Origin of the sequence: Xanthomonas arboricola, from assembly GCF_003353015.1 — a bacterium.
GTDB lineage: Bacteria > Pseudomonadota > Gammaproteobacteria > Xanthomonadales > Xanthomonadaceae > Xanthomonas > Xanthomonas arboricola_E.
On record NZ_QREM01000009.1, the window covers coordinates 1,318,451 to 1,332,214 of the forward strand.

Annotated in this window: 8 protein-coding genes; 2 read left to right on the forward strand and 6 right to left on the reverse strand. The window is 65.9% G+C overall.

Going from position 1 to position 13,764, the window contains the following annotated elements; translation table 11 throughout:
- Positions 1 to 1,045: 1,045 nt before the first annotated feature.
- Entirely contained in the window at positions 1,046 to 4,228 is a 3,183-nt protein-coding gene (locus C0541_RS20920; RefSeq protein WP_161960105.1) for a TonB-dependent receptor plug domain-containing protein, read from the reverse strand.
- A gap of 307 nt (positions 4,229 to 4,535) precedes the next feature.
- Between C0541_RS20920 and hemL the strand changes: the two genes are divergently transcribed.
- Both hemL and C0541_RS16260 read left to right on the forward strand, forming a co-directional pair.
- Complete coding sequence (gene hemL / locus C0541_RS16255) at positions 4,536 to 5,825, forward strand: glutamate-1-semialdehyde 2,1-aminomutase (protein WP_115049871.1); 1,290 nt, start codon at positions 4,536 to 4,538, stop codon at positions 5,823 to 5,825.
- Between the two features lie 490 nt (positions 5,826 to 6,315).
- Positions 6,316 to 9,084, forward strand: coding sequence for a LuxR C-terminal-related transcriptional regulator (locus C0541_RS16260; protein ID WP_115049873.1), 2,769 nt, complete (start codon positions 6,316 to 6,318; stop codon positions 9,082 to 9,084).
- A 308-nt stretch (positions 9,085 to 9,392) separates the two neighbouring features.
- Here C0541_RS16260 and azu read toward each other — a convergent pair whose 3' ends face one another.
- The 5 genes from azu to C0541_RS16285 form a co-directional block, all read right to left on the reverse strand.
- Complete coding sequence (gene azu / locus C0541_RS16265; RefSeq protein WP_115049875.1) at positions 9,393 to 9,842, reverse strand: azurin; 450 nt, start codon at positions 9,840 to 9,842, stop codon at positions 9,393 to 9,395.
- Positions 9,843 to 9,933: 91 nt separating this feature from the next.
- Positions 9,934 to 11,136: a pyridoxal phosphate-dependent aminotransferase gene (locus C0541_RS16270; RefSeq protein WP_115049877.1), complete on the reverse strand. Its 1,203-nt coding sequence runs from the start codon at positions 11,134 to 11,136 to the stop codon at positions 9,934 to 9,936.
- Positions 11,137 to 11,166: 30 nt separating this feature from the next.
- On the reverse strand, positions 11,167 to 11,670 hold the full coding sequence (locus C0541_RS16275; RefSeq protein ID WP_115049879.1) for a RidA family protein: 504 nt from the start codon (positions 11,668 to 11,670) through the stop codon (positions 11,167 to 11,169).
- Between the two features lie 32 nt (positions 11,671 to 11,702).
- The gene (locus C0541_RS16280; protein ID WP_115049881.1) at positions 11,703 to 12,128 is read right to left on the reverse strand and encodes a c-type cytochrome; all 426 of its coding nucleotides are present in this window, start codon (positions 12,126 to 12,128) and stop codon (positions 11,703 to 11,705) included.
- Entirely contained in the window at positions 12,125 to 13,732 is a 1,608-nt protein-coding gene (locus tag C0541_RS16285) for a flavin monoamine oxidase family protein (RefSeq protein ID WP_161960136.1), read from the reverse strand. The genes C0541_RS16280 and C0541_RS16285 overlap by 4 nt, the downstream gene beginning before the upstream one ends.
- Between the last annotated feature and the right edge of the window lie 32 nt (positions 13,733 to 13,764).

Here is a 13,764-nt window from a genome sequence, read left to right on the forward strand (position 1 = left end):
ATTTGATGCAGTCACAAGCTGCGTGAGTCGAGGGCGCAGCACCCCGACCGCTCGTGGACACGCCGTGCATCCGTCCCTGAAGGCTCCGTGGCGGCATCCATGCCGCCAAGAGTCCCGCAATCGGTGAGGACACCGCACCAGAAAGTTGGTCGGCGCTCTTGTGAAAAGCTGTCTCTCGTGCGGTATGCATGAAGACGTGAAGCCGTTGCTCCACGATCCAACGAGGCGCATCCAGCACCGCTCTTACCGTGCACACCGACCATCTCGATTGGTCCTTGCCCGCTCACCGTCGCGGGACCCTGAGCGGCATGGATGCCGCGCCGGAGCCTACATGGACGTACTTGCGGCGCGTCCCGCGATGGTGGGNCGCTCACCGTCGCGGGACCCTGAGCGGCATGGATGCCGCGCCGGAGCCTACATGGACGTACTTGCGGCGCGTCCCGCGATGGTGGGCGGACAAGGGCCGTGCAGCCAACTCGCAGCGTCGTTCGCGGTGCCCTCACCGCTCGCGGGACGCGCCGTGCATCCGTCTCTGGAGGCTGCGTGGCGGCATCCAGGCCGCCAGGAGTCCCGCAATCGGTGAGGACACCGCACCAGGCAATTGGTCGGTGATCAGGCAAACCCTGCGTGTTGCGAGACCTACATTGAGACGCTGAGAAAGTTGGGCGCTTATTTAAAAGCTTGTTACTCGAACTGCGATGGGGGATTTTCAGACGCAACGTGGTCCAAACAATGCACGCCCAGCCCTGCTCGCAACCACGCACACCGACCATCCCGACAGGTCCTTGCCCGCCCATCGTCGCGGGACCTTACGCGGCATGGATGCCGCGTAAGAGCCTACAAGGACGTACTTGCGGCGTGTCCCGCGATGGTGGGTGGGCAAGGGCCCGGCAGCCAAACTGCAGATCAACCGCTCTACAACTGATCTATGCGCGCGACTAATCCTCCATCAGCGCATACGAAGGGCGACGTGACGTGCAGACAACAAGGCAGCGACGAGTGCCATCACGCGTCGCTGCCGGACCGACCTTACCGCTTGGCGCGATTAGAAGTCGTAGCTCAATGTCACCCGGCCCGAGCGCGGTGCCTGGTAGGCCACGACCTGATCCCAGAGCGGATTGGTGGTGTTGTCGGGCAACTGCGAGAACGGGTAGATGTTGGTTGCGGTCTGCTCGTTGGTGATGTTGAACACGTCAAAGCGCAGTGCCAGCTTGCCGGCGGCAAATGCCGGCTTGTAGGTCACGCCCATGTCGAGCTGCGCGATCCAGCCCAGCCGCCCCTGCGAGCCAGGAGGCGACGCCACGCCGGTGCCGGTCTCCGGGTTGTAGCAGTAGTGGTAAGGACCGCCGGTGATCGCGCTGCCGCCGTAGCCGGCCGGGTCGGTGCCGGTGTAGTTGTCGCCGTAGTAGTTGCCCAGGCAATTGTGCGGTGCGCCCGAGATCAGGCTGAAGTTGGCCGACGCGCCCCATTGCGGGTTGAACTGATAGAAGCCGAACAGCTTGAGCTGATGACGGTGGTCGTTGGATTGATCGCCGTTGAAGTGCTCCATCAATGCCGCGTGGTCCCAGCTCTGGGTGGTCGAGACCGAGGCCTGGCCCTGGTAGCTGCCCAGCGCACCGCCGGTGCGCCACAGGTCCGAACGTACCTGGCCTTCGGTGGTGCCGTAGCTATGCGACCAGACGTAGTTGACCTTGGCGTACCACTTGCCGTCGAACGGACGTTCCAGGTTGAATTCGACCGCCGAGTAGTTGCGCTTGAATTTCGGGAAGCCGGCCGCCTCGCGGCTCACTGATACCTCATGGAACTGGCCATCGGTGCCGATCACGCCCCAGGTGTTGGTCTGGCCGGGATTGATCAGCGATGCACCGGCAACCTGCGAGAAATCGATGGTCACACCCTGCGCGGCCGCGGCGTTGATCAGCGCGGTGTTGGCGACGTCGTAGTTCTGGTCGTCGATACCCGCATTGAGGCGACGATGCGTGCCGCGCACGCCCAATATCCAGCCGGTGTCGAGCTGCTTGGTGAAGCCGAGGATGATTTCGTCCTGGTTCTCGCCCTCGATGTCCTTGACCACCGCGGTGCGCACATCGGCGATGCGGCCGAAGCGCGAGTTCGCCGACACCGCCGACCCCAGCTGCTGCGCCAGGACCGGCGTGCCATCGGCATTGACGCCGCTATAGGTAAAGTAGGTATCGGTAGTGATCTGAGGTGTAAAAAGACTCACTGCCGATAGCGGCAGGCCAAGATAATAACGGCCGATGTTGCCGAACACCTTCAGGCTGGAATCGCCGTTGACGTCCCAGCTGAAGCCCAGGCGCGGCGCCCAGGCATTATCCACTTCGATGTAGGGATCGCCGAACGGGGTGTAGTTGGTGAACTCGTCCTTGCGCAGGCCCAGGCTGAGCAGCAGGTTGTCGGTGACCTGCCACTTGTCTTCGATGTAGTAGGCGCGCTGTTTGGCCTCATACGAATACAGGCTGGTATTGATGTTGCGTACCACGTAGTAGCCGCTGGAGCCGTTGACCGGATCGACCAGGCCCGGGCTCGGTGCGCCGATGCCGCCGGCCTCGTTGGCGGACTGGCTGACCAGCCCGCCCGACCGTACACCGTTGGGATCATCGGTCTGGCCATAGGTCCATGCAAAGCCCGGGCCGGAGAGCACTGAACCGACGTCAATCCCTTCGGACTTCTGGTTGTCGATACCGAAATTGAGTGTGTGGTGGCCGATGCGCCATTCCAGATTCAGGCGCTGATTGTCTTTTTTGTATTCGCGGTCGGGTGAACTGACTGAGGTAACCAGCTGATTGCCGAGACGCGCCGTTCCGCCTGTGTAAGCCGGATTCTGCAGTGCGGCGCTGGTGATGAAGGGCCCATTGGCCGCATTGTAGTTGGAGGGCGTCAGCTCGTCGGGCGTGTTCATCTTGCCGTATAACGCGGTCACAGTGAGGTTGTCGTTGAGATAACCGGTGTATTTGCCAGTGAACAGCGTCGGCCCGATTTTCAAGGTGGAGTCGTTATTGTAAAAGCTGCCGCGCTGGCGATCGACATAGTTATAGCGGTAGATTGAACCGCTGGCCTCCGCTTCGTCGCTGGCACCAGTCACCTCGATCAGGTGGTCGTCGGTGATGTTCAAATCAACTTTGGCGTACCAACGCTTTTGCTTGTAGTCGTAGTCAGTAAGGCCGCCTACACGGCCGTTATCGGAGTCGCGATTGGTGGCGACGCGTACGCCCTCAGAATCCACCTGTTCGGCTGCCAGGAAGAAGAACAGCTTGTCCTGAATGATCGGGCCGCCCACATAGGCGCTGTAGGTGGTCTGGCTGGCCTCAGCCTCGCTCTGGGGCTGGTACAGGCCATTGGCCAAACGGGCAAAACGGTACGCAGCGTTGCCGATGGTGGTGCCCTGGCTGTCCGGGCGCCAGTAGATGTCGCGCTGGTTGGCCTTGAGGCCGTTCGGCTCCCAGATCACTGCAGTGCCGAACTTCCACTCGTTGGTGCCGCGCTTGCCGATCTGGTTGATCACGCCGCCATTGGAGCGGCCGAACTGCGCGCCATAGCCGCCGGTGAAGATTTCCTGCTGGTCGATGGCGCCGTACGGCAACGTCAAGCCGCCCAGGTTGTTGCTGATGGTGGTGGTGTTGAAGCCGTTGAGGTAATAGGCGTTTTCGCTGGCGGCCGAGCCGCCGAAGCTCGGCAGCGAGCCGCCGAGCGGGCCATTGTCGAAGCCGCCGCTGTTGACCACCACGCCCGGTGCGAGCAAAGCGATCGCCTCGGCGGTGCGCCCCAGCGGCAGCTGCTGCAGCTGTTCGGAGGTGATCACCGTGCGCGTGTCCACGCTGCTGACGTCGATCGTGGTGAGACTTGCGGCGCTGACGGTGACGCTGTCCAGGGTCTGCACGCCGCTGCCCGCGCCGCTGGCGGCAGCGAATGACACGTCGGTGTTGGCGCCGACGGTGATCGCGACGTTCTCGCGGGTTTCCACCACCGCGCCATCGCGCTTGACGGTGACCTTGTAAGTGCCCAGCGGCAGATTGCCGGCGGTGTAACGGCCGCGCGCATCCACCGGCACTTCGCGGCTGAAGCCACTATTGTTTTCCACCAGCACGCTGGTGCCGCTGCTCTGTCCCACGCTGCCGACGATGCTGCCGCTGGTGGACTGCGCGTGGACGCTTCCCATGGCCACGACCAGCGCCAACGCCAAGGCACGCTTCTGGATACTACGGTTCATGCTGTCTCCCCAAGTCTGGAACTGTCGGCAACGCGACAAAAATGAACGGCGCCTGTGGCTACCGGAATCACACTCTCTGAACATCTGCTGGAAGAGGCCAATGACCGCGGGTCATCTGCTCATGCCAAACCGTCGATCCCGTCCCGTTCGATCATAGGCAGCCGCGTTGCCCCACCCGCCCGCTCCGACGGGTAGGCAGGCACCTGGTGGGTAGGCGGACGGGGGCCGCAAGCCTGACAATGGCGGGTGCGCTGCCCGCAGTCGGGCAGCGCCGCCCCCCATCGGCACCACTCAAGGATCTGCGCGCATGAACCACACCCGCTCCCACGCCCTGTTCGCCCAGGCGCAGACGCTGCTGCCCGGCGGCGTCAACTCACCGGTGCGTGCATTCAAGTCGGTCGGCGGCGAACCGTTCTTCGTGGCACGCGCCGATGGCCCGTACCTGTATGACGTGGACGACAACCGCTACATCGATTACGTGGGCTCGTGGGGGCCGATGATTGCCGGCCACAATCACCCCGCGGTACGCGAAGCGGTGGAGCGCGCGATCCGCGATGGCCTGTCGTTCGGCGCACCGTGTGCGGCCGAGGTCACCATGGCCGAGACGATCCATCGGCTGGTGCCGTCCTGCGAGATGGTGCGCATGGTCAATTCCGGCACCGAAGCCACGCTGTCGGCGGTGCGCCTGGCGCGCGGCGCCACCGGGCGCAGCCGCATCATCAAGTTCGAGGGCTGTTATCACGGCCATGGCGACTCGTTCCTGGTCAAGGCCGGCAGCGGCATGCTGACCCTGGGCGTGCCGACCTCGCCGGGCGTGCCGCCCGGCCTGAGCGAGCTGACCGCCACCCTCTCCTTCAACGACTTCGAAGGCGCCACCGCCATGTTCGACGAGATCGGCGCCGACGTGGCCGCGGTGATCATCGAGCCGGTGGTCGGCAACGCCAACTGCATTCCGCCGCAGGCCGGTTATCTGCAGCACCTGCGCACGCTGTGCACCCGGCACGGCGCACTGCTGATCTTCGACGAGGTGATGACCGGTTTCCGCGTTGCGCTGGGCGGTGCGCAGGCACACTACGGGGTGACCCCGGACCTGAGCACCTTCGGCAAGATCATCGGCGGCGGCATGCCGGTGGGCGCCTACGGTGGCCGGCGCGACCTGATGGAGCAGATCGCGCCGGCCGGCCCGATCTACCAGGCCGGCACCTTGTCGGGCAACCCGGTGGCGATGGCGGCCGGCCTGGCGATGCTGGAGCTGGTGCAGGAGCCGGGCTTCCATGCCCGCCTGAGCGCGGCTACCGGCGTGCTGTGCGAGGGGCTGGAAGAGGCCGCGCGCGCCGCCGGCGTTGCCGTCACCACCAACCAGGTTGGCGGCATGTTCGGCCTGTTCTTCAGCGACGAGATCGTGGAGAGCTACGCGCAGGCCACTGCCTGCGACACCACCACCTTCAACCGTTTCTTCCACGCGATGCTGCAGCGGGGCGTGTACCTGGCACCGTCGGCGTACGAGGCCGGCTTCATGTCCAGCGCGCACGACGCGGCGGTGATCGAGGCCACGCTGGCCGCCGCGCGCGAGGCGTTCGCGGAAGTGGCGCACTAAGACGCATCCAGGCCTCGCGTTGCCGGCGCGTCGGCTCGGCGACGCTGGCCTCTGTGGCGCGTTGAAAACGAGGTGCGATCGCCTGCGTCTCGGTGGCCACTGGTGACGCTGGCCGCAGGACCCTTCGCATCGGCGCAGGCCCAAGCAGCCTTTGCAGGCCCGCGCCGACGCGGCACAGGCGCGGCGCCAGCGTTACAGCCGGTTCCATAGCGTCCAGACGGACCCGGCCGTTCCTTGCGCTTGCGCACATCCCGCGCCATCGCTCGATTCATTGCTGCACCGGCGCAGCGACAGGCTTTGCTTTTGTCTTGAGGCTGTCATACCTTTCTGAAAGGTGCCCACGGATGGGCATGGGTGGGGACCCTCGAAGCAGCCGATGAGACGTTGTCGCCGATGACGGTGACGCCCTCTGCATCGCCGCTGTTTCATCACGGTCTGCAGCGTGTCGAGCCGGCGCGCTGCCGACGCTTGCCAGGGCCGCCCTCGCCTCATGCTCAAGCCTGTTGCGTTGCTCACGCCGCGCCCCTCACCGCCGCGCGATTCCGCTCTTCCCGATTGGCTGCTCGCCAGCAAGCTGGAGCCGCCGCTGCCGCGTCCCGGCGCAGTGATGCGTGGCACCTTGCTGGCGGCGCTGGATCAGGCCCAAGCCCGGCCGCTCACCCTGCTGCTGGCGCCGCCCGGATTCGGCAAGACCACGCTGCTGGCGCAGTGGCATGCGCAGCTGCGCGCGCGCGACCATGCCGTGGCCTGGCTATCGCTGGACGAAGAGGACGCCGATGCCGCGCGCTTCCTTGGCCACCTGGCATTGGCGATCCAGCACGCAGGCGCCGATCCGGCACTGTGTGCGGCGGTGCTGCACGACCGCGACCAGGATCCGCGCGAGGCGGTGACGGTGCTGCTCCGCGCGCTACGCGCTGCGCCCCGGCGCATCAGCGTGATTCTCGACGATTACGACCGGCTCGGCAGCGGCATCGTCGACGAGCTGGTGCTGCGCCTGGTCGAACACGGCGGCGGACGCCTGCACCTGTTGCTGGCCACCCGGCGCGTGCCGTCACTGCCGCTGGCGCGACTGGACCTGCAGGCGCAGCTCAGCCGTCTCGGCAGCGCGCAGCTGGCACTGGATGAGACCGAGGCGCAGGCCTTGCTGGGACCGCAGGTACCGGCGCCGGTCGTGGACGAATTGCTGCGCTACACCGAAGGCTGGCCGGTGGCGCTGCATCTGGCGCGCCTGTGGCTGGAAGGCGGCACGCAGCGTCAACAGGAGGTGGCCGCGCGCTTCTCCGGCCGCAGCGCGCAGATTGCCGCGTATCTGGCCGAGCAGGTGGTCAACGACCTGGATGCCGACACGCGCGACCTGCTGTTGCGGACCAGCCCCCTGGAGCGCGTCAACGCAGCGCTGGCCGATGCGGTGCGTCAGCGCGACGACAGCGGCCGGCTGCTGGCGCGGCTGGAACATTTCCACGGCCTGCTGGTACCCATGGATGGCGAGCGCGAATGGTTCCGCTATCACCCCTTGTTTGCCGACTTCCTGCAGCAACTGCTCGATCGCGAATATCCCGGTCAGACCACGCACCTGCATCAACGGGCCGCCCGCTGGTTTGGTGATCATCGGCACCTGGCCGAAGCGGTACGGCACGCGTCAAGAGCCGAGTGCGGCGACCTGGCGGCCAGCTACATCGCGCGTGCCGGCACCTGGCAATTAGTGCTGAGCCACGGCACGCACGCGGTGCGCGCACTGCTGCGGCATTTCGAACACCGCACCATCCGCGATACCCCGGCGCTGAATCTCACCCAGGCGCACCTGCACGCCAGGCTCGGCGAGTTCAGCCATGCGCGCCTGTTGCTGGAACGCTTCCGCGACTTCCCGGCTGCGCTGCGCGAGCCCTTGCAGCGCGATTACACGGTGGTGGTAGCGCTGTTGCGCGATCGCCTCGACGAGATCTGCAGCAATCCGCATGGCCTGACCCAGATCGCTGCGCAGGCGTCCGCGCTGGATGAGGACGACCACCTCGGCCGTGGCATGCTGCTGTGCATCTGCGCCACCACCGCCATTGCGCAGGGCGCCTTTGCGACCGCCGAACGCTACGCCCTGAACGCGCGCGATGCGATGCAGCGCGGTGGCAGCGAAGCGGGCGCAAGCCAGGCGCTGCTGGCGCTGGGCCAGAGTTTTTTCTATCGCGGCCAGCTTGGCGACGCCGAAGCCTGTTACCGGCAGGCCCTGAACTGGTGTGCCCGCTCCCCGCAGCCGGATCGCGTGCTCGAGGCCGCCGGCCAGTGCCTGCTCGCACAACTGCATTACGAACGCGGCCACCACGACGATGCGGCCGACCTGCTGCATCCGGCACTGGAACTGCTGGAACAGCACGACGGCGGCATGGACGTGCTGGCCGCCGCCTACGACACCGCGCTGGGACTGGAGCGTGTGCGCGACCACAGCGGGCGTAGTGCCTTGGCGCTGCTCGAACACGTCGAACAGATCGCGCACGGGCGCAAGTTGATGCGCCTGTCGGAACTGGCTGCGGCCTGGCGCTTGATGCTGTTGCTGGAGCATCCGGGCAATGCCGCCATCGATGTACTGATTGCACGCACCGGCGGCGAATCCGGATTGGCGCATACGCTGCGCTCGCCGCACCGCTGGCGCGACCGCGCGGCGATGGGCTTTGCGCTGGCACGCTGGCATCGGCTGGCCGGACGCAGCAGCGCCGCGCTGAACCTCCTGGGCCAGATCGAACAGGCCTGCCTGGCCAACGACAACCTGTGCCACCTCGCGCGCACCCGCGCACGCATCGCCCTGGTGCTGCAGCAACGCGGCGAACTGGTCGCGGCGCTACCGCACCTGTATAGCGCGCTCGACCATGTGGCGCTGACGCAAAGCTGGCAGGCGATCGTCGAACTCGGCCTGCCGGCCAAGGCGATGCTGCGCTCGCTGCGTCAGCACGACCCGCAAACCGTCGGCGGCACCACCCGCGCACTCACCATCCAGGCCCTGCTCGAACGCCTCAGCGGCGACGAGGACCCGGCCGGCGACATCTTCAGCCAGCGCGAGCTGGAAGTACTCGCGCAACTGGCACGTGGGTATTCCAACAAACAGATCGCACGCTGTTTGCACCTGTCGGAAAACACGGTCAAGTTCCATTTGAAAAACCTCTATCGCAAGCTCGATGCACGCAGCCGCGAAAGCGCGTTGGCGCAGGCCTCGCAACGGGGATTATTGCGCGCAGCGGATCCACCCGGCAGTTCGGCGACGGTGCCGGGCTGATCGCCAGCGACGGTGCCGACGCGCGGCAAGACGGCACACCAGGCGGGCGGTGCGGTGGTAAAACCTGCACGCGGCGGCAAGCCGGGCTATCTCGACATCCACAAGCGGCCCGGTCACCAGACCCCGTAGGGCCTGGCGCAGCAGCTCGCCTTCATTTACGCGCAGGTGTCCGCGCGCCGTCTACGACGGTCGCGGGCGCTGCCATCCGCTCCGCTCCTGCTCTCCCTGGAGCACGCGGCGGGTGCGCGTGCCAGCTCCCCTGCACATCACTCCTGCCACGGCCACGTGCGCCGGCGGCAGCTGATACCTCACCCGAAACTCAGCGTGCCCTTCATCATTGCCCAGTGCCCCGGGAACGAGCAGAAGAAGGTGTAGTCGCCGCCCTTGCTCAGCTTGCTGGTGGGAAAGCTCACCGTGGTGCTGTCGCCGCCGCCGATGACCTTGGTATGTGCGATCACGCGCGCGTCGGCCTTGGGCAGATAACTGTCGGCGATGGTGGCGCGTACGCCGGCATTGGCCACTGCCTGGAAGTCGGCGGACTTGGTCAGCACCCAGTTGTGCCCCATCACCGTGGCGGCCATCTTGCCGGAGTGCCTGAGCGTCAGGTCCACCTGCGTGCAGTCGGGCGCCAGCTTGATCGCGCTCTGGTCGAACTTCATCTGGTCGTTGCCGGTGATGGTAACGGCGCAGGTGCGCGCCCATGCCGAAGGCGCCAGCAGCACCAGTCCAAGCACCGCAATCGTCGAAAACAGCTTCAAGGGAACACTCCTGCGATAAAAGATGCGCGACGCCCAGCGCGCCTGGTCACCCCAACGCGTTCGCATGCGCCGGTGTGACCAGAGTAACGCCTCATGCGTATCGGAAAAAAGCATCCATCGGATCATGCACATCGGCCGTGGCCTCCGGCAGCGGCAATGGGCCACGCTTGCCGGCCATCACCTGCACGAACGCCTGCTTGAAGCGCGCCATCTCCGCGTCGGTGCCGACCGTGATCCGCGACCAGGTCGGCCACACCGGCCAACTGCGTCCGATGAACACGCCATGGGTGGCCATGTCGTCCTTGAAGCCGGCAGCCGGACGCTTCACATCGACCATGAAGCAGTTGCTCTCCGAGGCGGTGCAGGCATAGCCCTGCCTGGCGAGAAACGCCATCACGTCCTTGCGTGTGGCCGCGGTGCGTGCGCGCCGCTGCGGCACCAGTGCAGGATCGCGCAGGCTGGCCAGGCCTGCGGCAGCCGCGGTCACCGGCAGGCTGTTGACGCTGTAGAACATCAGCTTGGCCAGCAGGTCCGGGCGTGCGGCCGCGTAGCCCAGGCGGATGCCGGCCATGCCGTAGAGCTTGGAGAAGGTGCGCAGCACCACCACGTCCTCGCCCGCGGCAACCATGTCGACCACGCTGCTGGTGCTCTGCGCAAAGTGGATGTAGGCCTCGTCGACAACCAGCACGCTGCCCTTGGGCTTGTGCGCCAATGCATAGTCCAGGTCCTTGCGCGCGGTGACCGAGCCGGTGGGGTTGTTGGGATTGCAGATGTAGATCACGCCGGGGCTGGCGTCGGCGGCGCACATCGCCTGCACATCGTGCGAGAAGTCCTTGCGCAACGGCACCTTGATCAGTTTTGCGCCATTGCGGCTGGCGGCGCGCCAGCCGGATTCGTAGGTGGGATCGGCGGTGACGAGCGCAGCGCTGGGCGAGGTGAACGCCAGCATCGTGTAGTCCAGTGGCTCGGTGGAACCGGCGTAGGCCATCAGGTGATTGACCGGCAGCTTGAGCTCGGCGGCCAGGGTCTCCATCAGTTCCATCTGCACATCGCGCAGGTAGCGCCCGCCTTGCGGCGCGATCTGCGCGATGGCCTTGACCGCGGCGGCCGACGGGCCATCGGGAAACTCGTTGGAACCGATCATCACCGGCGACAGCGCACTGGCCGGTGTCGGCGCGACGGCGGCGGAACGTTCGGCGGCGCCGGCCAGCAGCGGTAGCGCACTCGCACCGGCAGCGCCGGCAAACAGCGCGGAGTCACGGAGAAACATGCGGCGCGAAAGAGCAGTTTTCATGACACCCTCCAGCAGGACGACAGCACGGATTCAGGGACGAACGGCGACCACTTCGATTTCCACCCGATACAGCGGATTGCCGAGCGCGGCGATCTGGAAGGCCGAGCGCGCCGGCAGGTTGGGCTGCTCCTTGGTGCCGAAGAACTGGCGGTACCCCTCCATGAAACCGTTGAAATCCATCTTGCCGCCCATGGCCGGATCGCCGACCAGAAACACCTGCATCTTCACCACATCGCCCATCCCCAGGCCGAGCGCCGCGAGTTGCTGCTTGATCTGGTTCAACACGCTCACCGTCTGCGCCTTGGTGTCGCCGTAGGCGGCAATCGAATCCTTCGGTGCGCTGGCATCCACCACCGCCGGCACCTTGCCGCTGACATAGACGGTGGCCTTGCCGGCGGGAATCTCCACCGCGGCGGCGATGGGGAAATCGCTGTTGGGGATCTTGTGGCGGATCACCTCGGCGGCATGCGCAGCGGCGAGCCCCGCAGACCACAGCAGGGCAGCAGCGAGAACGGTGGTCACTGGACGGAACATGGCAACTCCTTGCATGAGAGAGAAAGGGAGAATCAGTGGCGCAGCAATTTGACGTCCTCGACGGTGACGCGCTCGGCATGAGCGTTGCCGAAGTGCGTGCGCACATAACTCACCACCTCGGCCACCTGGCGGTCGTTGAGCATCTCACCGAACCCGGGCATGCCCGCATGGCCGTCGAGCACCATCATGGTGACGTAGGGGCCGGCGGCCAGCTTGGGGTTGCCGGCAAGCGCGGGGTAGTCGCCCGCACCCTGCGCACCGCGACCGCCCGGCATGTGGCAGCCCTGGCAGATTGCCTGGTAGACGTCCTGGCCGGATGCCTTGGCAAAGCCCTGTTGCGGGAACAGCTGGGTGGCATCGGAGCTCTGCGCCCGCGCATCGTGGGCGCCTGGCGGCACCAGCAACGCAGCGATTGCAGCGACGAACGTGGCTACGACCATTCGTGATGACAGGCTCATGCGCGACCTCCTCCGGCCAGCACCCTGCGATGCAGACGGCCCACGACATCGTGCGCGGACAGGATCGCGCCTTCCTGCCAGGCCGGGATATAGGAGACGTGTTCACCGGCCAGCGCCAGGCGCCCGTCGATCTGGCACAGCGGCGTGTAGTGTTCGGCACGCGCCTGCTCGCTCCACATGCCGAAGCAGCCGTGCGTGAACGGCACGCGGTGCCAGCCGACCGAAACACCGTTCTCGAACTCGCGCGGATACTGCGGATGCAGCTGCGTGCCGTACTCGACCGCCTTGCGCACGCGCTGCTCCGGGGACATCGAGGTGAACTGGTAGGCATCCAGTCCCCACACATACGCACCGAGCAGCACGCCCTTGCCGGGACTGTGATAGTTGGTGCTGGGATAGCTGATCAGGGTGATCGGCAGATCGGTATAGCTGATGCCGCCGTAGATGGCCTCGTCCTCTTCCCAGAAGCGGCGCTTGAATTGCAGGCCCACCTTCACCGATGCCGCATACGGCACCTGGCCGATCGCGGTGGTCATCGCGTCACTGGCGGTGACCGGAATGCGGCTGAGTACCGACAACGGAATCGTGCAGATGCACCAATCGGCGCTGGCGATGCGTTCTTCGCCGCCGTGCGCGGCATCCTGCCAGGACACGCGCACACCGTTGCCGTCCTGATCGATCCTGGTGACCTTGGCGTTGTAGGTGATGGCATCGCCGAGCCGGGACGCAAATGCCTTGCCGATCTGGTCCATGCCGCCCACCGGCTGGAACATGGTGGTCTGCATTTCGTAGTTGTTGCCGGCCGCCAGCGTGGTCCACAGACGCGAGCGCAACACGTCCTGCACGCTGAACGGATCGGAGAACTCCGGCTTGCCCGACAGGCCGCCACCGGGATACCGCGCGAAACCGCGCCGCTCGCTGCTGTCCTTGCCCTTGACGTAGCCGAACTTCTGGTCGAGCGCGCCCCAGGTGCGCAGGGATTCCAGCAGCACTTCCTGGTCTTCGCGGCTCACGCTCGTGTCCAGCGCCTGCTGCTGGGTGCACTTGGCCAGCAACTCGGACACGTGGCCCTTGTAATCGGCATCGATGGCGCGAAAGCGCTGCGGTTTGCCGCCAAAGCCTTGCTGGCTGTGCAACAGCGCGTTGTAGTTGACCTGGTTGAACGCCTCCAGCGCCACGCCGAATTGTTTGCAGTAACCCAGCACCGCCTTGTGGTGATGCGGAATGCGCCACGGCCCCGGATTGAGATACAGCCCGTCATCGAACTGGCAGTGTTGCGTTGCCCCGCCGAGCTCTGTGTAGCGGTCGCCGCCGCGCAGCGTCCAGTTACGCCCGCCGGGGCGGTCGTTGTATTCCAGCAACTGCACGCGGTACCCCGCCTTGTGCAGTTCGAAGGCCGCCGCCATGCCGGCCAGCCCCGCCCCCAAGATCAGCACCGAGGCGCCCTTCGGGTCGCCATCCAGCTGCAGCGGCCCCTTGAAATCGGATTCGGCCGCCATGCCCAGGCTGCTCATCGCCTGATACATCATCGCGCCGCCAGCGGTCATGCCGATGCGCGCCAGCAGTTGCCGCCGTGTCATCGCCCCAGAGTGGTTGCCTTGCATCAACGCGTAGTCCTTGCATGTCATGGATCGAG

Excerpts from the sequence above, each read along its gene's own strand:
- C0541_RS20920 (WP_161960105.1), bottom strand. The coding sequence starts at position 4,228 with ATGAACCGTAGTATCCAGAAGCGTGCCTTGGCGTTGGCGCTGGTCGTG.
- C0541_RS16260 (WP_115049873.1), top strand. The coding sequence starts at position 6,316 with ATGCTCAAGCCTGTTGCGTTGCTCACGCCGCGCCCCTCACCGCCGCGC.
- C0541_RS16280 (WP_115049881.1), bottom strand. The coding sequence starts at position 12,128 with ATGAGCCTGTCATCACGAATGGTCGTAGCCACGTTCGTCGCTGCAATC.
- hemL (WP_115049871.1), top strand. The coding sequence starts at position 4,536 with ATGAACCACACCCGCTCCCACGCCCTGTTCGCCCAGGCGCAGACGCTG.
- C0541_RS16275 (WP_115049879.1), bottom strand. The coding sequence starts at position 11,670 with ATGTTCCGTCCAGTGACCACCGTTCTCGCTGCTGCCCTGCTGTGGTCT.
- C0541_RS16270 (WP_115049877.1), bottom strand. The coding sequence starts at position 11,136 with ATGAAAACTGCTCTTTCGCGCCGCATGTTTCTCCGTGACTCCGCGCTG.
- C0541_RS16285 (WP_161960136.1), bottom strand. The coding sequence starts at position 13,732 with ATGCAAGGCAACCACTCTGGGGCGATGACACGGCGGCAACTGCTGGCG.